General features: G+C 74.7%; 17 protein-coding genes and 1 pseudogene. 11 read left to right on the top strand and 7 right to left on the bottom strand.

The genetic code is table 11. The annotated features are described in order from the left end of the window. The first annotated feature begins 129 nt into the window (after nt 1-129). From I3F58_RS25225 to I3F58_RS25210, 4 genes are all read left to right on the top strand, one after another. A complete protein-coding gene (locus tag I3F58_RS25225; protein WP_240110989.1) occupies nt 130-432 on the top strand; it encodes a hypothetical protein in 303 nt (100 codons plus the stop codon). A 221-nt stretch (nt 433-653) separates the two neighbouring features. Next, a complete protein-coding gene (locus tag I3F58_RS25220) occupies nt 654-1,199 on the top strand; it encodes an ATP-binding protein (protein ID WP_240110988.1) in 546 nt (181 codons plus the stop codon). 105 nt (nt 1,200-1,304) lie between these two features. Beyond that, complete coding sequence (locus I3F58_RS25215; protein ID WP_240110987.1) at nt 1,305-1,889, top strand: DUF4865 family protein; 585 nt, start codon at nt 1,305-1,307, stop codon at nt 1,887-1,889. 416 nt (nt 1,890-2,305) lie between these two features. Then, the gene (locus I3F58_RS25210) at nt 2,306-2,890 is read left to right on the top strand and encodes a 3'-5' exonuclease (protein ID WP_240110986.1); all 585 of its coding nucleotides are present in this window, start codon (nt 2,306-2,308) and stop codon (nt 2,888-2,890) included. A 248-nt stretch (nt 2,891-3,138) separates the two neighbouring features. Here I3F58_RS25210 and I3F58_RS25205 read toward each other — a convergent pair whose 3' ends face one another. Continuing rightward, complete coding sequence (locus I3F58_RS25205) at nt 3,139-4,380, bottom strand: ROK family protein (RefSeq protein ID WP_240110985.1); 1,242 nt, start codon at nt 4,378-4,380, stop codon at nt 3,139-3,141. Nucleotides 4,381-4,466: 86 nt separating this feature from the next. On the opposite strand from I3F58_RS25205, the gene I3F58_RS25200 reads away from it, so the two are divergent. The 3 genes from I3F58_RS25200 (at nt 4,467) to I3F58_RS25190 (ending at nt 6,796) form a co-directional block, all read left to right on the top strand. Continuing rightward, nucleotides 4,467-5,696 carry an MFS transporter gene (locus tag I3F58_RS25200; protein WP_240110984.1) on the top strand — a complete coding sequence of 410 codons (1,230 nt, stop codon included), beginning with the start codon at nt 4,467-4,469 and terminating at the stop codon, nt 5,694-5,696. A gap of 76 nt (nt 5,697-5,772) precedes the next feature. Further along, entirely contained in the window at nt 5,773-6,525 is a 753-nt protein-coding gene (locus I3F58_RS25195) for a maleylpyruvate isomerase family mycothiol-dependent enzyme (RefSeq protein ID WP_240110983.1), read from the top strand. A gap of 25 nt (nt 6,526-6,550) precedes the next feature. Continuing rightward, the gene (locus tag I3F58_RS25190; protein ID WP_240110982.1) at nt 6,551-6,796 is read left to right on the top strand and encodes a DUF6332 family protein; all 246 of its coding nucleotides are present in this window, start codon (nt 6,551-6,553) and stop codon (nt 6,794-6,796) included. A gap of 28 nt (nt 6,797-6,824) precedes the next feature. On the opposite strand, the gene I3F58_RS25185 is transcribed toward I3F58_RS25190, so the two are convergent. Beyond that, the gene (locus tag I3F58_RS25185) at nt 6,825-8,105 is read right to left on the bottom strand and encodes a geranylgeranyl reductase family protein (RefSeq protein ID WP_240111002.1); all 1,281 of its coding nucleotides are present in this window, start codon (nt 8,103-8,105) and stop codon (nt 6,825-6,827) included. A gap of 530 nt (nt 8,106-8,635) precedes the next feature. On the opposite strand from I3F58_RS25185, the gene I3F58_RS25180 reads away from it, so the two are divergent. Together I3F58_RS25180 and I3F58_RS25175 are read left to right on the top strand one after the other, a co-directional pair. Continuing rightward, a complete protein-coding gene (locus tag I3F58_RS25180; RefSeq protein WP_240110981.1) occupies nt 8,636-10,024 on the top strand; it encodes a dipeptidase in 1,389 nt (462 codons plus the stop codon). A 98-nt stretch (nt 10,025-10,122) separates the two neighbouring features. Continuing rightward, entirely contained in the window at nt 10,123-10,914 is a 792-nt protein-coding gene (locus tag I3F58_RS25175; RefSeq protein WP_240111001.1) for an MBL fold metallo-hydrolase, read from the top strand. A gap of 107 nt (nt 10,915-11,021) precedes the next feature. On the opposite strand, the gene I3F58_RS25170 is transcribed toward I3F58_RS25175, so the two are convergent. Then, nucleotides 11,022-11,735, bottom strand: a complete 714-nt coding sequence (locus tag I3F58_RS25170) for an NAD(P)-dependent oxidoreductase (protein WP_240110980.1) — start codon at nt 11,733-11,735, stop codon at nt 11,022-11,024. A gap of 95 nt (nt 11,736-11,830) precedes the next feature. On the opposite strand from I3F58_RS25170, the gene I3F58_RS25165 reads away from it, so the two are divergent. Further along, nucleotides 11,831-12,520 carry a TetR/AcrR family transcriptional regulator gene (locus I3F58_RS25165; RefSeq protein ID WP_240110979.1) on the top strand — a complete coding sequence of 230 codons (690 nt, stop codon included), beginning with the start codon at nt 11,831-11,833 and terminating at the stop codon, nt 12,518-12,520. A gap of 30 nt (nt 12,521-12,550) precedes the next feature. Here I3F58_RS25165 and I3F58_RS25160 read toward each other — a convergent pair whose 3' ends face one another. The 3 genes from I3F58_RS25160 to I3F58_RS25150 form a co-directional block, all read right to left on the bottom strand. Continuing rightward, on the bottom strand, nt 12,551-13,588 hold the full coding sequence (locus I3F58_RS25160; protein ID WP_308355062.1) for an NUDIX domain-containing protein: 1,038 nt from the start codon (nt 13,586-13,588) through the stop codon (nt 12,551-12,553). Nucleotides 13,589-13,833: 245 nt separating this feature from the next. Further along, nucleotides 13,834-14,859, bottom strand: a complete 1,026-nt coding sequence (locus I3F58_RS25155) for a DUF3048 domain-containing protein (RefSeq protein WP_240110978.1) — start codon at nt 14,857-14,859, stop codon at nt 13,834-13,836. Between the two features lie 162 nt (nt 14,860-15,021). Continuing rightward, nucleotides 15,022-16,062 carry an ROK family protein gene (locus I3F58_RS25150; RefSeq protein WP_240110977.1) on the bottom strand — a complete coding sequence of 347 codons (1,041 nt, stop codon included), beginning with the start codon at nt 16,060-16,062 and terminating at the stop codon, nt 15,022-15,024. A gap of 215 nt (nt 16,063-16,277) precedes the next feature. Here I3F58_RS25150 and I3F58_RS25145 point away from each other — a divergent pair, with 215 nt between their 5' ends. After that, nucleotides 16,278-17,255 carry a LacI family DNA-binding transcriptional regulator gene (locus tag I3F58_RS25145; RefSeq protein ID WP_240110999.1) on the top strand — a complete coding sequence of 326 codons (978 nt, stop codon included), beginning with the start codon at nt 16,278-16,280 and terminating at the stop codon, nt 17,253-17,255. Nucleotides 17,256-17,265: 10 nt separating this feature from the next. Here the strand turns inward: I3F58_RS25145 and I3F58_RS25140 are convergent. After that, nucleotides 17,266-17,993, bottom strand: a pseudogene (locus tag I3F58_RS25140) (serine/threonine protein kinase); the annotation flags it as partial.

The raw sequence follows: 17,993 nt of genomic DNA, 5'->3' as shown, positions 1-17,993 counted from the left end.
TGGGCAAACGATGCCTTTGAGGCCCCATAGGAGACCCTTGCAGAGTGGTGTCGTCAGCGCTCTGGTGCGGACGCGGGCCGCAGGTGCAGACTGGCCGCCTGGAACCGGCGTGAAGGGGGCGGCGGACGTATGGCGGAACCCGACTTCAGTGCCAGGGGGGTACGGATCGAACGCTGGCCGCGCTCGCTGACCAGAGCCGGCGAGATCCGGATCGAGGACGGCCGGCTGGCGCTGCTGACCAGCTACGGCCGTGAGATCGACAGCGCCCCCGTCGGCAGGGTCAGGGTCGGCCGCCGCTGGTTCGCGGCGCCCGGAGCCACCATCGCGAAGCTCAACGGCGCCCGCTACCGGCTGACGCCGGGCCGGAACGGGCGGGCCCGCGCCCGCACCCTTGCGGAGGCCCTCCGGAAGGCGCGGGGCAACCGGGACTGACGGAGCGTCCGCTGCCGCGAGTTGCGAAGTGTCCACGGCTGGTCCACGCTGGATTGACATCACTCAGGGTGTACCGGCGGTGACGCTGTGACCCGGCCCCCGCACCGCGAGCCGGGTCCCCGCACCCCACCCCGGCCCTCCAGCCACACCCCCTTTGCTCTGTTCGCTGTCCTCCTTCTCTTCTCTGTCTTCTTCCGGACCTACTTCGGGGAGTCGCAGCCGTGATCAGCCAGGTAAGCAGCAGGCAGTGCGCGGTAGAGGTCCAGGCCCTGCCGTGGCGGATCCGTCAGGTCCGCAGGATCGTGTCGGCGCAACTGCGCTACTGGAACCTCGACTGTCTGATCGAGAAGGCGGCGCTCGGGGTCACCGAGCTGCTGACGAACGTCCACCAGCACGCCCAGCCCGACAAGGTGTGCACGGTCGAGATCGAGCTGCTGCTCGACCGGCTGACGGTCTCCGTCCACGATCACGACCCGCGGCTTCCGTCCCTCGACCGGTCGCCGGAGGCGCGGGATCCGCTCGCCACGTCGGGGCGGGGGCTCGCGCTGATAGAGGCGGTGAGCGAGAGCTGGGGGGCGCGGCCGCAGGGCGAGAGCGGGAAGGTCGTGTGGTTCACACTTCCCGCGCCGGCGGCGGCCCCGCTGGGCATCCCGTCGGCACCCGGGTACACGACGGCGGGCGGCGGCCCGTTCAAGGAGCCGGTCCCGTTCGAGGACCCGGGCGAGGTCGCGCGGCCGGCACAGCCGACGGCGGCGGTGCCGGGCTGACGACGGCTCCGCACCGACCGCGGGTTCCGGGCGGACCGCCCCGGCCGGGTATCGTCATCACACGATCTTGAACGCCGGGAACAACGACGAGGCGGGGGGCGCCTGATGCACGCGATGCAGTACGAGATCACTCTGCCGGCCGACTACGACATGGGCGTCATCCGGAAGCGGGTGGCGACACGCGGCCATCTCCTGGACGACTTCCCCGCGCTGGGCCTGAAGGCGTATCTGATACGCGAGCGCGGGGTGAACGGCTCGCCGGTCAACCAGTACGCGCCGTTCTACCTGTGGGCCGGCCACGAGGGCATGAACGCGTTCCTGTGGGGCACGGGTTTCCAGGGTCTCGTCGACGACTTCGGCCGCCCGCAGGTGCTGCACTGGGCGGGCGCGGCGTACGGGGAGGGCCCGGCCGCCGGTTCGGCGCCGCGCGCGGCGGTACGCCACCGGGCGCGGATCCCCGCCGGGACGCGGCCCGCGGCGGCGGTCGAACAGGCGGTCGCCGCGCATGAACGGCTCGTGCTGCGGGACGGCCTGGTCGCGGCGGCGGTCGCGGCGGACCCGCACCACTGGGACCTGCTGACGTTCAGCCTCTGGGCACACACGCCCCGGGACGAGCCCGGCGACACGTACGAGGTCCTGCACGTCTCCGCCCCGGAACGCCCGCACCTGCCGCGGGGCCGCCACTGGTAGGGGTGTGGGCGGTCGTCCCCCGTCGGCCGCCACGGGGCCGGCCATCCGGCCCCCGCAGAGGGTCTGCCGCCGCACCGGCGGGAGGGGCCGCGAAGGGGCCGCCCCGGCACCGGCGGGGTCCCCGCCCGAGCGGATCCGAGAGCCCGGGGGAACTGAGGTGACCCGCTGCCGAACCGTGGGCCGGGCGAGCCACCGTGAGGGGGTGAGCCCCCGGAAGGACCCGGCCCACACGCCGGGGAGGCGTGGCGCGCACAGGGCGCGGGTCAGGGCACAGGGGGTCGGGCCACCTGGCCGGGTCCGCCGTGCCCGCCCGGTCCGCCCCCCTGCGGAACGACAGCCCGCGGAACGACAGTCCGCGGCGGGGGGGCACCGAAATCGACATGCCCCGGCCGTTGCGCCTCCGTACTCTCCCCGGCATGGACAGCACCTGGACCGACGGCCTCGTCAACGTCGTGGACGTCGAAGCGACATGCTGGGCCGGTTCCCAGCCGCCCGGCGAGGTCAGCGAGATCATCGAGATCGGGCTGACCGTCATCGACCTGGACGCCGGTGAGCGCCTCGCCCGGCACCGGATCCTGGTGAGGCCCGCCCGGTCCACGGTCAGCGCGTTCTGCACGGAGCTGACCGGCCTCACTCAACAGGAGGCCGATCAGGGGGTCGCTTTCGCCGAGGCGTGCCGGCTCCTGGCGGCCGAGCACCGCGCGGGCGCCCGCCCGTGGGTCAGTTGGGGCGACTATGACCGTCACCAGTTCACACGGCAGTGTCGGGCCACACGGACGCCCTACCCTTTCGGCCGCCGTCACACCAACGCCAAGGCCGTCTTCACCGAGGCGTACGGTCTGCGTAGACGCCCCGGCATGGCACAGGCCCTGGAGATCGCCGGGAGACGGCTCGAAGGCCGTCACCACCGGGGCGAGGACGACGCCTGGAACATCGCGGCCCTCGTGCTTCACCTCTCCGAACGGGGGGCCTGGCCGGCCACGGCGGAACACCCCGCCTGACGCGACCGCCCGGCTTGAACGAATCCTGCACGGGCCCTGTCGCTCCGGGTCAGCGGCGCTCCGAGTCCGTGCAGTGGGTGTCCTTCCGGGCCCACTGCGGCTCCCCCGCCTTCTGCCGCATCCCCGGAGAGGACGGAGCCCACGAGAAGCGCGGAGCGAGCACGAGGGCGGCCGCTTCCGCCGCACCCGCTTGCCGACAGGCGCTCACCGCCCTGCGTCGGAGCGCGACCGAGCGCAGCCCGCCGCGGCTACCCCGCAGGATGCGCCAGCGCCGTCAGCGGGTCGTCCAGCACCGGCTGCCAGGCCAGCTCCGCCGCACCGGCCAGGCTGTTGTGGGGGAGGGTGCAGCCGAGGATGGGGACACCCCCGCTCCGTCCCCAGAGGCTGCGGTCCGCGACGACCGCCCGCAGCCGTTCCGGATCCGCGGCGAGCAGCTCCCGGTGCAGCCCGCCCAGGATGATCCGGTCCGGGTTCAGGAGGTTGACCAGCCCGGCGAGACCGAGCCCGAGACGGTCGATCAGCTCCTCGACGGCCGCCCGCACGGCGGCATCACGGGGCTCGTCGCGCAGCAGGTCGCGGGACTGCTGGAGCAGGGACACCTCGGGCCCGGGCGCGCGCCCGGCGGCGGTGAGGAAGGCCAGCGGATCGGTTTCGACGTCCAGGCAGCCGCGGCTGCCGCAGTGGCAGGGGCGCCCGCCCTCGGGGTTGACGGTCAGATGCCCGACCTCCAGGGCGAGCCCCGCGCTCCCGGTGTGCAGCCGCCCGTCCAGGACGAGCGCGCCGCCGACGCCCCGGTGCCCGGTGGCGACGCACAGAAGGTGCTGCGCGCCCCGCCCGGCACCGTGCCGGTGCTCCGCGAGGGCGGCCAGGTTGACGTCGTTCCCGGTGAAGGCGGGGCCCTCGATGCCGGCGGCCCGCACGAGGTCCGCGAAGACGGCGCGGACGGGCGCACCGGGGGGCCAGGCCAGGTGCAGCGGGTTGAGGGCGGTGCCCTCGGGCTCCGCGACGGCCGACGGTACGGCCAGTCCCGCGCCGACACAGCGGCGGCCGCTGTCGTGCAGCAGCCGCGCGCCGGCGTCGACGACGGCCCGGAGGACCTGCGCCGGGTCGGCGGTGACCTCGACACAGCCGGGCGCGGTCGCCACGATCCGGCCGCCGAGCCCGACGAGCGCCGCCCGGAACCCGTCGGCGTGAACCTGCGCGGCGAGTGCGACGGGCCCGTGCTCGTCGACGGTGAGCCGGTGCGAGGGGCGGCCCTGCGCGCCCGCGCCCCCGGCCCCGGGGCGGGCGTCCACGCGGATCAGCCCGAGGGCCTCCAGTTCGGCGGCGACGGCTCCGGCGGTGGCCCGGGTGACGCCCAGTTCGGCGGTGAGCACGGCACGCGTGGGCGCCCGTCCGGTGTGCACCAGCTCCAGGGCGGGGCCGAGTGCGCCGCGGCCTCTGTCCAGCCGGGTCCGGGTCGCCCGGGTCGTCGTCGCCTTGCCGTTCATGCTGGCGAGTCTCCCATGATCCGTCGGCCCGCCGGTGCCCCCGGTGCGGTTTGGATCCAGGTCCGGTGCACCTCTATCCTGCGTTTGTGCCGCAACTAAACAAACTCGCGTCCGCCACGTGGAGCACTTCGGACGGTCACCCCGCCCCGCAGTCCCTCCGCTCCCTCCGTACCGCGCTCACCCTGTTCTTCGCCCTCGACGGCTTCCTCTTCGCCGGCTGGGTCGTCCGCATCCCGGCGATCAAGCACCAGACCGGCGCCTCGGAGAGCGAACTCGGGCTCGCGCTGCTGGGAGTCTCGGCGGGCGCGGTCGTCACGATGACCCTGACGGGCAGGCTGTGCCGCCGCTTCGGCAGCCACCCGGTCACGGTCGGCTCCGCCGTCCTCCTGTGCCTGGCCATCGCTCTGCCGCCGCTCACCCGTTCGGTGCTCGCCCTGGGCCTGGTCCTGCTGGTTTTCGGCACCGCGTACGGGGCGATCAACGTCGCCATGAACAGTGCCGCCGTCGACCTGGTCGCCGCGCTGCGCCGACCGGTGATGCCGTCCTTCCACGCGGCGTTCAGCCTGGGCGGCATGCTCGGCGCCGGGCTCGGCGGCCTGGTCGCGGGCGGCCTGTCGCCCGCGGCCCATCTGCTCGGCCTCACGGCGGCCGGACTGCTGCTGACCGCCTTCGCGGGTCCCGCACTCCTGCGGCACCCCTCGCCCGCCCCGCCGGAGACGCTGCCGGCCGCCGCACGGCCCGGGCCCCGGCGCCTCGACCGCCGCTCCCGGCGCCTGGTCACCGTCTTCGGTGTGATCGCCCTGTGCACGGCCTACGGGGAGGGCGCCCTGGCCGACTGGGGCGCCCTGCATCTCGCGGAGGACCTGCACGCCCACCCGGGCCTCGCGGCAGCTGGGTACGCGCTGTTCGCGCTCGCCATGACGGCGGGCCGGCTGTCGGGGACGGCGATGCTGGAACGGCTGGGCCAGACCCGCACGCTCGTGGCGGGCGGCACGGCGGCGGCCCTGGGCATGCTGCTGGGCGCGCTGGCGCCGACCGTGTGGCTCGCGCTGCTGGGCTTCGTGGTGACGGGACTCGGCCTGGCGAACATCTTCCCGGTCGCGGTGGACCGGGCGGGCGCGCTCGGCGGCCCCGCCGGGGTGGCGGCCGCCTCCACGCTCGGCTACGGCGGCATGCTGCTGGGCCCGCCCGTGATCGGATTCGTGGCGGACTGGTCCTCGCTGCCGCTGGCGCTGACGACGGTGGCGGCCCTCGCGGCGGGCGCCGCGCTCATCGGCCACCGCACCCGGGGAGCCACGGCCTCGCCCACCCCCTGAGCCCATGCGCGACGCGCCGGACGCCAGGAGCACCGCGGCGGAGTCGAGCGGTCGGGCGCACTGGCAGAATTCCGGCATGAACATCGCCGAGCACATCAAGTACCTGGCACATGAGGGACAGTTGCTGGCCGACGCCGCCGAACAGGCCGGGCTGGACGCGGAGGTTCCCACCTGCCCGGACTGGCGGGTGCGCGACCTGCTGCGGCACACCGGCATGGTGCACCGCTGGGCGACCGGGTTCGTCGTGGAGGGGCACACCTCCTACCGGCCGGGCCCCGGGGAGCCCGGCCTGGACGGCGCGCCGCTGCTGGCGTGGTTCCGCGAGGGCCACGCCGCGCTGGTGTCCGGCCTGACCGCGGCCCCGGCCGCCCTGGAGTGCTGGACGTTCCTGCCCGCCCCGTCCCCGCTGGCCTTCTGGGCACGGCGGCAGGTCCACGAGACGACCGTGCACCGGGTCGACGCGGAGTCGGCGCTGGGCCTGGTGGCGGGCCGTTCCCCGGTGGACGCGGCGCTGGCCGCCGACGGGGTCGACGAACTGCTGTGCGGCTTCCACGGCCGGGAGAAGAGCCGCGTCCGCACGGACGAGCCGGGCACCCTGCGGGTCCGCACGACGGACACCGGCGACGTGTGGAGCGTACGGCTGTCGGCGGAGGCGCCCCGCGCGAGCCGTGACGCCGACGGCCCGGCGGACTGCGAACTGAGCGGCACCGCCGAGGCCCTCCACCTCACCCTGTGGAACCGCCTCCGGCCGGGCTCCCCCGCCGTGACCCTGACCGGCGACGCACGCCTGGCCCGGCTGTGGCGGGACACCTCGGCGGTGACCTGGTGACCGCCCGGGAGGTGGCGACGCGGCGATGAGGAGGGACGGCGACCGCCAGGCCCGGCGGGACGCCGTGACGGTGGAGATCGGGTTCGCCCTGGCCACCGGGGCACTGCTCGCCGGGGTGCTGTTCTGCCTGGTCGCGGCCCCGGTTCCGCTGTTCGGCCTCGAGGACGGGACCGCGCGCGGCTGGCTGAGGGCCGCAGGAGCGGTGGCCGCGGCGGGCTTCGTGGGCCGGGTGGCGAGGGTGCTGTGGGGGTTCGGGCGGCCGCGGCCGTGACCGGCGGCCCCCTCCCCCCGCCCCTCCCCTACTGCGGGCTCCGCGCCCCGTTCACGCCCCGGCCGCGCGGCGCCCGGCCCTGCTCCCGACGGTCCAGGGCCTCCAGGGCGCGGCGCGCCACCCCGTTGTTGCGCACCATGCCGGCCAGCGTCGTCGCGCCGCGCGTGATGTCGGCGAACACCTGCCAGGCGGGCCGGAGACCGGTGATCACGGCGTGCAGCAGGCCCGGGCGCTTCTCGAAGGCGGCCAGCATCCGCCGCCCGACCGCCATCTCGACGCCCAGCCCCGCCTTGATCGCGAACGCGTAGTTCAGGGCCTGCCTGCGGGCGTCCACCGCGTCGTGCGCCTCCGCGATCCGCACCGCCCACTCCCCCGCGAGGCGTCCCGAGCGCAGCGCGAAGGAGATGCCTTCACGGGTCCACGGCTCCAGCAGCCCGGCCGCGTCGCCGCACACCAGGACGCGTCCCCGGGACAGCGGGGAGTCGTCGGCGCGGCATCGCGTCAAGTGCCCCGAGGATACGGCCGGTTCGAAACCTGCGAGGCCGAGACGGGCGACGAAGTCGTCCAAGTACCGCTTGGTGGCGGCGCCTTCACCACGACGCGAAATGACACCGACGGTGAGGGTGTCGCCCTTCGGGAACACCCAGCCGTAACTGCCCGGCATCGGGCCCCAGTCGATGAGGATCCGGCCCGCCCAGTCCTCCGCGACGGTCTCCGGCACCGGGATCTCCGCCTCCAGGCCCAGATCCACCTGGTCCATCTTCACCCCGACATGGGCCCCTATGCGGCTGGCGCTGCCGTCGGCGCCGACCACGGCTCGCGCCAGGAGGGTCTCGCCGTCGGCGAGGACGACCGCGACGGTGCGGCGGTCCGGCACGGTGGCACCGTGCTGCTCCACACGGGCCACCGTCACGCCGGTCCGCAGCTCGGCCCCGGCCTTCTGCGCGTGCTCCACCAGCCGGGCGTCGAACTCGGGCCGGTTGACCAGGCCGAACAGCATCCGCCTGGAGCGGCGGGTGCGGGCGAACCGGCCGTTCAGGGAGAACGTCACGGCGTGCACACGGTCCCGCAGGGGCAGTTCGTATCCGGGCGGGAGGGTGTCACGGGACGGGCCGATGATGCCGCCGCCGCAGGTCTTGTACCGCGGCAGCTCGGCCTTCTCCAGCAGCAGCACCCGCCTCCCGGTGACCGCGGCGGCGTAGGCGGCCGACGCTCCGGCGGGCCCTGCGCCCACCACGACGACGTCCCAGACCCGCGCGTCCTCGCCCTGCGGGTCGCCCGGGGCGACGGAACCCGCATCACCGGGCACGCCCTCCTCGGGGTCACCGACCCCGGCGTCACCCCCGTCAGCTGACACCCCGTCGCCCGCCTCCCGGGGCCCTTCGGGCCCAGCGCCCGGCACCGCGTCCTCGGCCGGGCCCCCGCTCCTGACCGCGCCTTCCACAGGCGCGGCGTCGTCGGTGGCGTCCTCCGAACCCCCCTCCAGGCGAACGCCGTCGGCCGCCTCGGCCCGCGCAGCGGCGGCTCCCGCGGGGCCCGCGTCCGTGGGTCTGACCTCCACCCGGCCCGCGGGTTCCGGCCCCCCGGCGGACCGGGGCGTCTCCGCGGGGTCCGCGGCGCCGCCGGCGGCCGTGGTGTTCTCGGCGTCTGCGTTCTCAGCCGCTGCGTTCTCGCTGCTCACGATGTGCTGCTGCTCCTGATCCCGACCGTGTCCCAAGCTCTCGCTCGCATCCTACGGCGCTGTCTCCGGCCACCCCTGTGGGAGGATCGGACACGCGTTCACGCACCCCCGCGGCAACAGCCGCAGCATCCCCCGTCGCACCCACGAGGAGCGTGCTCATGACCGCCGACCCGACCATCGATCCGCTCGTCGAGCCGATCGCCGCCACCGTCGCCTCACTGATGCCCCGCGCCAAGGCGGAGCTGACGGAGCTGGTGGCGTTCCCGTCGGTGGCGGATCCGGCCCAGTTCCCCCGCAGTGCGTGCGAGGGCGCCGCCGAGTGGGTGGCCGCCGCCCTGCACGCCGAGGGCTTCACGGACGTGGCCCTGCTGGACACCCCGGACGGCAGCCAGTCGGTGTACGGCTACCTGCCCGGCCCCGAGGGCGCCCCGACCGTCCTCCTGTACGCCCACTACGACGTGCAGCCTCCGCTGGACGTGGCGGCCTGGGACAGCCCGCCCTTCGAACTGACCGAACGCGACGGCCGCTGGTACGGGCGCGGTGCCGCCGACTGCAAGGGCGGGTTCATCATGCACCTGCTCGCGCTGCGCGCCCTGAAGGCCCACGGCGGAGTGCCGGTCGGTGTCAAGATGATCGTCGAAGGCTCGGAGGAACAGGGCACGGGCGGCCTGGAGCAGTACGCCCAGGCGCACCCTGAGCTGCTGGCCGCCGACACGATCGTCATCGGTGACACCGGCAACTTCCGTGTCGGGCTGCCGACCGTCACCTCGTCGCTGCGCGGCATGACGATGCTGCGGATCCAGGTGGACACCCTGGAGGGCAACCTGCACTCCGGCATGTTCGGCGGGGCCGCGCCGGACGCGCTGGCCGCGCTCATCCGCGTACTGGACTCGCTGCGCGCGGAGGACGGCTCGACGACCGTCGACGGGCTGGCGGCGGACGCGGAGTGGGAGGGCCTCCAGTACGGGGAGAAGGACTTCCGGCAGGACGCCAAGGTGCTGGACGGGGTCGGGCTGATCGGCTCGGGCACGGTCGCGGACCGGCTCTGGGCGCGGCCCGCCGTCACGGTCGTCGGCATCGACTGCCCGCCGGTCGTCGGGGCCACGCCGTCGGTGCAGGCGTCCGCGCGGGCCCAGGTCAGCCTGCGGGTACCGCCGGGGCAGGACGCCGGGACCGCGACCAGGCTGCTGACGGCCCATCTGGAGGCGCACACCCCGTGGGGTGCGCGGGTGTCAGTGGAGCAGGTGGGCCAGGGCCAGCCCTTCCAGGCTGACGTGACCAGCCCGGCCTACCGGGCGATGGGCGAGGCGCTGCGGGCCGCGTACCCGGGGCAGGAGATGCAGACGGCCGGCATGGGCGGCTCGATCCCGCTGTGCAACACGCTGGGCGAGCTGTACCCGGAGGCGGAGATGCTGCTGATCGGGCTGAGCGAGCCCGAGGCCCGAATCCATGCCGTGAACGAGAGCGTGGCGCCCGGGGAGCTGGAGCGGCTGTCGGTCGCGGAGGCACTCTTTCTTTTCAACTACGCGCGCTCACAGAAGAACTGACGGACCGACAAGTGTTACGCCGGGGGCGGAATCGCCCTCGGCGTAGCCGTCTCCGGAACGGCCCGTCCGCGCCGTACGGTCTTTCCATGGACACGGACTTGGACGTGGTGAGGCTCCTGCCCCGGCTGCACATGCTGCGCTTCCCGATCGGTCAGGCGTACGTCTGGCGGGACGGGGAGCGGGACGCCGACGGCGAACTGACCCTGGTCGACGCCGGGTGGGCCGGCTCGGCGCCCGTGATCGAACGGGGCCTGCGCGGCGCCGGGCTGCGCCCGGAGAACCTGCGGCGGATCGTGCTGACGCACTGCCACCGGGACCATGTCGGCGCGGCGGAGGAACTCGCGGGGCGGTACGGATGCGAGGTGGTCGCGCACCGGCTCGACGCGGCACACGTGCGCGGCGAGGCGCCGGTGCCGGAGCCCGACCTGCTGGAATGGGAGGTGCCGCTGTACGCGCACGGGCTGACCGTGCCGCCGGCTCCGCCGACGCGGGTGGACCGGGAGGTGTCGGACGGCGACGGGCTGGGCTTCGGGGACGGCGCGGTGGCGGTGCACACGCCGGGGCACACGCCCGGCTCGATGGCCGTCCATCTGCCGTACCACGGCGTGCTGTTCACGGGCGACACGGTGGCGTCGGCGGAGCGGGTGGCCCTCGGGGTGTTCCACGTGGACCGGGCCGCGGCGACCGCCTCCCTCCAGCGCCTGGCCGCGCTGCCCCACGGGACGGTGACCCTGCTGTGCTGCGGGCACGGTGAGCCGTCGGCCGCCCCGGTGGGCGACCCGACGGCTGTGGCGGACGCGCTGCTGGCCGCCGCGGCCTCGTCCCCCGCGTCGCCTCTTCCCGGCGGTATCGACGGGGACGCCGCTCCCGGACCCTCCCGTCCCGCCTGACAGCGTCTTCCCTCGGATTCCGGACGGGCCGCCAAGCCTCCCCCTGGAAGTCCGCCCCTGCCCGGCCTGCTCGGAGGTCGGGCAGCGGGGTCCGTGGGCAGCGCCCCTCACCCGCGCCGCGCCTCGTCCCCATGCGCGAGGGCGCTGGGGCTGAGGCAGCCGACGATCGCCGGGGCCTCCTGGATCAGGGTGTCGTCCGTCAGCGCCTCCACCATGAAGAGCGCGAAGTCCACACGGCGCGTCAGATCGCTGGCCAGCACCGGATCGCCCACGTGCCGGCTCCACACGGGCAGGCCCTGGCTCGCACCCTCCTCCAGGCTGCTGCCGCGCACCACGGTCCACCGGGTGTCGCTGGCGAACACGCGGCGGCACGCCTCCACCTGGTCGTCGATCTCGATGACCCGCGCGAGCCGACCCAGCCATGTGGCGACCCGGAGGCCCGCCTTGAAGGTCCGCGCGTACACGTCCTTGCCGTCCCTCGTGATGTGCCAGCCGCAGGAGAAGACCAGCCGCGCGCCCGGCCGCGCGTGGTCGAGCACGGCCTGGGCCGTCCCCGACGCGTACTGCCGCACACCCCAGGGCACCAGGACCGTCAGCACCCCGTCGCACCCTTCGACCGCCCGCCGGATCACCTCCGGGTCGTTCGTGGGTCCGGGGACGACGGTGATCCGGCCCTCGAAGGCGGCCAGCTTCGGCACGCTCTGCTCGCGGCAGACACCGACGACCTCATAACCGCGTTCCAGCGCGTGCCGGACCATGTACTGCCCGAGCTTCCCCGAAGCCCCGATGATGCAGACCTTCTTCACGCGATCCGTGCCCATGGCGCAGCCCTTTCACCCAAGTGGCAACCTTATGCCGTAAGGCAGGTTAACCTTATGCCGTAAGGTAGTCAAGGGAAGCGGAAGAGGAGAGGCACATGCGCGAAGGAAGCAAGGAGCGGCGCCCGGCACCGCGCACGCCGCTCAGCCGTGAACGCGTGATCCGGGCTGCGGTCGCGGTGGCGGACGAGAAGGGCACGGCGGCGCTCACGATGCGGGCCATCGCGCAGCCGCTGGGCGTCGAGGCGATGTCGCTGTACCACCACGTCGCGGGCCGGGAGGATGTCCTCGACGGCATGGTGGACGCGGTGTTCGCGGAGATCGGGCTGCCGCCGCGCGACACGGACTGGAAGACCGCCATGCGCCGCCGCGCGGACTCCGCCCGCGCCGCACTGCGGCGCCACCCGTGGGCCGTCTCCCTGATGGACTCCCGCTCCCGGCCCGGCCCGGCGACCCTGCGCCACCACGACTCCGTCATCGGCACGTTGCGCGCCGGAGGCTTCTCCGTCCCCATGGCCGCGCACGCGGTCTCACTGATCGACAGCTATCTGTACGGCTTCGTGCTCCAGGAGCTGAGCATGCCGTTCAGCGGCCCGGCGGAGCTGGACGAGGTGGCGGACGCGATGCTCCGCGATATGCCCGCAGACACCTACCCTCACCTCACCGAACTCGTCACCGAGCACGCCCTCAAGCCCGGTTACGCCTATGCCGACGAGTTCGTCTTCGGTCTCACCCTCATCCTCGACGCCCTGCGGCCGGACGAGTCTCCGAACCCGTCCGGCACCTGAGGACGACGGACCCGGGGCGGACCCCGGTCCCTAGACCGGCACCCCCGCCTCCAGGTTCAGCACCGTCCCCCGCTCCCGCGCCCGCAGCGCCCACCGCAGCCGCTCGTACCGCACCGGCGGCAGCATCCCCGCCGCCTCCTGCTCCGTCGCGAAACGCCAGCCTCGCAGCTCGGAGCCGGGCAGCAGCACCCGGTCGGCCTGGGCCCCGGTGAGCCGGCCGCCGTCGAACAGCAGTCGCAGCCCGCCGTAGCCGGGCGGGGCGGGCGGCTCCCAGTCGACGACGAGGAGCCTGGGCACGGCACCCAGTTCAAGCCCCGTCTCCTCGGCGACCTCGCGCATCGCCGCCCGGGCCGGGGCCTCGCCCCGTTCGACGACCCCGCCGGGGAACTCCCAGCCCGGCTTGTACGTCGGATCCACCAGCAGCACCCGGTCCCGCTCGTCGAAGAGGAGCACGCCCGCGGCGAGGGTCTCGCCGGTCGGCTCCGGCGTCTGGACGATCCCGCAGACGCCTGCGGCGCCGGTACGGACGGCGTCCGCGATGGCCTTGGCGGTGGCCTCGGGGGTGAGGGAGCCGTTGTCGACGGCGTACGCGTCGGCCGCCAGCCAGTCGTCCAGTGCGGCGCGGCAGGGCGCGATGTGGTCGTAGGCCCACCGGCGGACCCGCTCGCTGCGGACCGGGTCGGCGGGGTCCTCCTCCCGTGCGGCGATCCTGCCGCGCAGGATCGTTTCCTCTGGAGTCAGGACGATGTGCCGGACCGGGATCCGGCGGGCCGCGAGACCGCCGAAGATCTCGTCCCGGTAATCCTGCCGGAGCAGGGTCATCGGGACGACGAGCACCCCGCCCACCTCCGCGAGCAGTGCCGCGGCCGTGTCGACGACCAGGCGGCGCCAGATGCGCAGATCCTGGAAGTCGTCCACTGCGGCCAGCCGTTCGCGCGGCAGCAGCGCGGGCAGCACGCCGCCGGTCAGCTCAGGGTCGTACAGCGTGCTGTTCGGGATCAGGTCGATCAGTTCACGCGCGGCACTGGTCTTGCCGGCGCTGAACGTGCCGTTGATCCAGACGATCACGGTTCCCCCTTTTCGTAGGCCCCGTCGGCCCCCTGTGGATTGCCCGCACCACCCTCCCACGGAAACCCGCACGGGCCCGGCGCGTGGCCGTAACGCTCCGGGAGGCGTGGGCCTTCGTGCCAGAGGCGCACATCGGCACGGGCGGCGAAACGCAGCCGAGTCGGCCGAAACGAGTGGTAAGGTGCCGGGCCCGCGGGGCCGTTGCGCCTCCCGGCCGCCCTGGGCACAGGGCTCCGCACGGCGGTTCAGCGCGGCGCCAGCACGACCCAGACCGGCCCGGGCGCGAAGGTGAGCCGCTCGCCCGAGGCCCTGGTGAACACCGTGCCGTCCTCGGCGTCCGGGCGGCTCCAGCGGACGTCGTAACTCTTCCCGTCCCGCAGCACGACGGCGGTGCCGGAGCCGACGGTCTCGGTGTACGGGGTGACGTTTCCCGCGCTGTCCTCGAAGGACGACGGCCGGACCGTGACGTGCTGGACGACGACGGTGGCCGCACCGACCCGGGCGCCGTCGGTGGTCCGCGCGGCGGCACCGTCCATGCTGACCAGCCAGCGCTGCTCGGCAGCGGACCAGGTGAAGCCGTAGCGGGCGGCGGGGAAGGCGACGTCGTACGCGTTGGTGTCCCGCCCGCCGCCCGGTGTACCGCCGAACCGGAACCCGATGTCCTTCGGCGGGTCGGCGTCCGGCGCGGCGGCGAGGACCCGCTCCGGCAGCACGAACAGGTTGTGCGGCGCGGGCCTGCCCGGATCGCGGACGTACGCGGCGGGCACGCTCTCGGGCGGCAGGGCGTACGGCGGGGCGTCCCTGAGCAGCGGCTGGAGCGCGCTGCGCACACCCGAGTAGGCGAGCGCGGGCCGCCCGAACTGGCGCAACAGCTCCACGTCCGACTCCCGGGCGCTGCGTACGGGACCGATCCGCGGCGGCTGCTCCGACGCGTACACGGCGAGCAGCCGGGTCAGCCCGCCCTCGACCTGCTCGACGTACACGATGTCCGCCTTGTCCAGACCGGTGTGGGGACGGGCGGCCCGCACATTGTCGATCTTCACGGTCAGCACGGGGCCGGTGTCACCCGCCAGCCCGGTGAACGGCGACACGGCGGCGGGCGCGGTGGGGCTGGTGGCCGGGGCGGGCGTCGGCTCACGCGGGCTCGCGGGCGTCCGCGGCTCCTCGTCCGTGGTGGTGCAGCCCCCCAGCACCAGCGCGAGCAGCACCGCGAGGACCGCCGTCGCGACGACGGCGAACCCCGCCGGTCTCCGCAAGCGCTGCGCGTTCATCAGCGTGACTCCCACGTCCAGTCCACCACGCCCCTCCTGCCCCCGCACGGCAGCAGCGGGAGGGGCACGGCTGCCGGACGGGCCGGTGCCGGCCCGCAGCCGCCTGGACCTTGCCGGCCCGGCGGACCGGCGCCGGGCCCGGCACGCCCTCTCCCCGCGAGGTCAGTTGCCGCCGGCCGCCGTGTGAGGAAGCGCCGCCGCCGCCGCGCCCAGGAGGCCCGCGTCCGTGCCGGTCAGGGCCGGGGTGACGGTCAGGTCGCGGGCGAAGGACAGGGTGGCGTAGTCGTGGAGGGCGGCACGGAGAGGGGCGAACAGGAGGTCGCCCGCGGCTGCGACGCCGCCGCCGACGACCGCGACGTCGATCTCCACGAGTGCCGCTGTCGCGGCGATACCGGCCGCCAGGGCGCGGGCGGCACGTTCGAAGGACGCACGGGCCACCGGGTCGCCCGCCCGGGCGGACGCGGCGACGGCGGCCGCGGTCGTGTCGCCGTCCGGTCCCGGACGCCAGCCGTCGGTGAGGGCGCGGCGCGCGATGTTCGGGCCGCTGGCGAGCCGTTCGACGCAGCCGCGCCCGCCGCACGGGCACGGGTCTCCGTCCAGATCCACGCTCATGTGGCCGATATGGCCGGCGTTGCCGGTGGGGCCGGGGTGCAGCCGACCGTTCAGGACCAGCCCGCCGCCGACCCCGGTGGACACCACCAGGCACAGCGCGTTGTCGTGCCCCCTGGCCGCCCCACGCCAGTGCTCGGCCGCAGTCATGGCGACGCCGTCCCCCACGAGCCGTACCGGCAGCCCGCCCCCCGTGGCCGCGCCGACCCGGTCGACCAGCGGATAGCCGCGCCAGCCGGGCACGTTCACCGGGCTCACCGTCCCGGCCGCCGCGTCCACCGGCCCCGCGCTGCCGATGCCCACCGCGCGGACACCCGCCCACAGCGGGGACGCCTCCAGGTCCGCGAGCGCCGCCGCCACCGCACCCATCACGGTCTCGCCGTCCTCCCGCGCCGGGGTGGGGCGGCGGCTCCGCACGAGAATCCGCCCCTCGCCGTCCACCAGCGCCGCTGCGATCTTGGTGCCGCCGATGTCGAGCGCGGCGACCACGCCGCCGGCGGGCCCCCCGGCCGGGTCCCCGGTGAGGATGTTCGGTGAGCCCCCGCCCGCCGCCCGGCCGCGAGGTGGTTGTTGAGACAGCTCCTCCGTACGCATGCTGGTGGATCCCCCCGTGACTGTCTGTCGTACCTGCGGTTTCAGATTGCTCTCAGGTGTAGTCTGCAAGCTTCTGACAACGTTGTCCAGGCCCTATGCTCAACCTTCGCAGGCTTGATCACGACGAGTCAGGACAGGACCCGCCCACTGTGGCCGACAACGCCCGGACCACCCGACGCACCCCCGCCACCGCCCGGTACGGCAACCGCCCGACCATGAAGGACGTCGCCGCCCGCGCGGGTGTCGGCCTCAAGACCGTGTCGCGTGTGGTGAACGGCGAGCCGGGCGTCACCTCCGACACCGAACGCCGCGTCCAGGAAGCCATCGAGGCCCTCGGCTTCCGCCGCAACGACAGCGCGCGGATCCTCCGCAAGGGCCGCACCGCGTCCGTCGGGCTCGTCCTGGAGGACCTGGCCGACCCCTTCTACGGGCCGCTCAGCCGTGCCGTCGAGGAGGTCGCCCGCGCGCACGGCGCGCTGCTGATCAACGGGTCAAGCGCCGAGGACCCCGGCCGGGAGCAGGAACTCGTCCTGGCCCTGTGCGCCCGGCGGGTCGACGGGCTGATCGTCATCCCCGCCGGGGCGGACCACCGCTATCTGGAGCCGGAGATACGGGCCGGGGTCGCCGTGGTGTTCGTCGACCGGCCCGCAGGGCGCATCGAAGCGGACACCGTGCTGTCCGACAGCTTCGGCGGCGCCCGCTCGGGCGTCGCGCACCTGATCGCGCACGGCCACCGCCGCATCGGTTTCATCGGGGACCAGCCGCGCATCCACACCGCCGTGGAGCGGCTGCGCGGCTACCGGGCCGCCATGGAGGACGCCGGGCTGCCGGTGGACGACGCCTGGATCTCGCTCGGCTCGACCGAGCCGGCCCGGGTCCGGCAGGCGGTGACCGGGATGCTGGCCGCCCCGGAGCCGGTGACCGCACTGTTCGCGGGCAACAACCGGGTGACCGTGACGGTGGTGCGGGAGCTCGCGCTGCGGGACCGGCCGGTCGCCCTGGTGGGCTTCGACGACATCGAGCTGGCCGATCTGCTCGGCATCACGGTCGTCGCCCAGGACGCCGCCGCCCTGGGCCGGACGGCGGCGGAGCGGCTGTTCCGCCGTCTGGACGGGATCCAGGAGCCCCCGGCGCGCGCGGAGCTGCCCACGGCGCTCGTCGCACGCGGCTCCGGCGAGCGTCCTCCCGCGTGACGGACGGGGCTCAGCACACCGGGAGCCCCGGCACCGGCCCGTCGTTGTCGCCGCCCTGCACGTAGACGATGCTCACCCAGACGCCGGCGTTGCGACTGTCGTCGTCGGTCCTGCCCCACCAGACGTTGGTCCACCGGCCGTCGGTCACACGACGGCCCAGATCGGCCTGGCAGTAGAAGTAGTTCTTGCCCGCATAGAGGATCCCCGCCTCGCGCCCGTCCTTCCAGTAGGACTTCGCGTTCTTCCACACCGTGCAGTCGTACCTGCCGTCCCCTCGGGCGAAGCACGTCGGCTTCGGGGTGCCGGTCCCGCCGTCCGCGGAGCCCGACGCACCGCCGCCGCTCGCGGTCGTCGACGACGAGACGTGCCCCGGCCCGGTCGCGTCTCCGGGCGCGGGCCGGGCAGGAGACGGGGACAGGACACCCTTCGACGGGGCCCCGGACGCGGATCGCGATGCGGGGGCGGAGGACGCGGTGGTCCCCGAGTCACCGGGGGACACCGAGCCCGGCGGGCCGTCACCGGGGGTGAGGGGCAGGCCGTCGCCGCCCTCCGGACGCCCGTCCGCCGGACCGGGGCCCTCCACGCCGGTGCCGCCGCGGCCCGCCGAGGCGGCCGTCTCGCGGTCCATCAGCCCGTAGGCGATCCCGGCCCCGGCCAGGACGACGGCGGCCACCGCAGCCGCGACCAGCGCCCGCGAACGCCCCTGCGGGCTCCGCGGCCTCGCGGAGACGACCGTTC

Origin of the sequence: Streptomyces sp. MUM 203J, assembly GCF_022414595.1 — a bacterium.
Lineage (GTDB): Bacteria > Actinomycetota > Actinomycetes > Streptomycetales > Streptomycetaceae > Streptomyces.
This window is presented reverse-complemented; position numbering and strand designations above follow the sequence as displayed.

Coding starts and splice junctions, on each gene's coding strand:
- I3F58_RS25225 (WP_240110989.1), top strand. CDS start 130: ATGGCGGAACCCGACTTCAGTGCCAGGGGGGTACGGATCGAACGCTGG.
- I3F58_RS25215 (WP_240110987.1), top strand. CDS start 1,305: ATGCACGCGATGCAGTACGAGATCACTCTGCCGGCCGACTACGACATG.
- I3F58_RS25210 (WP_240110986.1), top strand. CDS start 2,306: ATGGACAGCACCTGGACCGACGGCCTCGTCAACGTCGTGGACGTCGAA.
- I3F58_RS25205 (WP_240110985.1), bottom strand. CDS start 4,380: ATGAACGGCAAGGCGACGACGACCCGGGCGACCCGGACCCGGCTGGAC.
- I3F58_RS25195 (WP_240110983.1), top strand. CDS start 5,773: ATGAACATCGCCGAGCACATCAAGTACCTGGCACATGAGGGACAGTTG.
- I3F58_RS25190 (WP_240110982.1), top strand. CDS start 6,551: ATGAGGAGGGACGGCGACCGCCAGGCCCGGCGGGACGCCGTGACGGTG.
- I3F58_RS25180 (WP_240110981.1), top strand. CDS start 8,636: ATGACCGCCGACCCGACCATCGATCCGCTCGTCGAGCCGATCGCCGCC.
- I3F58_RS25170 (WP_240110980.1), bottom strand. CDS start 11,735: ATGGGCACGGATCGCGTGAAGAAGGTCTGCATCATCGGGGCTTCGGGG.
- I3F58_RS25165 (WP_240110979.1), top strand. CDS start 11,831: ATGCGCGAAGGAAGCAAGGAGCGGCGCCCGGCACCGCGCACGCCGCTC.
- I3F58_RS25155 (WP_240110978.1), bottom strand. CDS start 14,859: ATGAACGCGCAGCGCTTGCGGAGACCGGCGGGGTTCGCCGTCGTCGCG.
- I3F58_RS25150 (WP_240110977.1), bottom strand. CDS start 16,062: ATGCGTACGGAGGAGCTGTCTCAACAACCACCTCGCGGCCGGGCGGCG.
- I3F58_RS25145 (WP_240110999.1), top strand. CDS start 16,278: ATGAAGGACGTCGCCGCCCGCGCGGGTGTCGGCCTCAAGACCGTGTCG.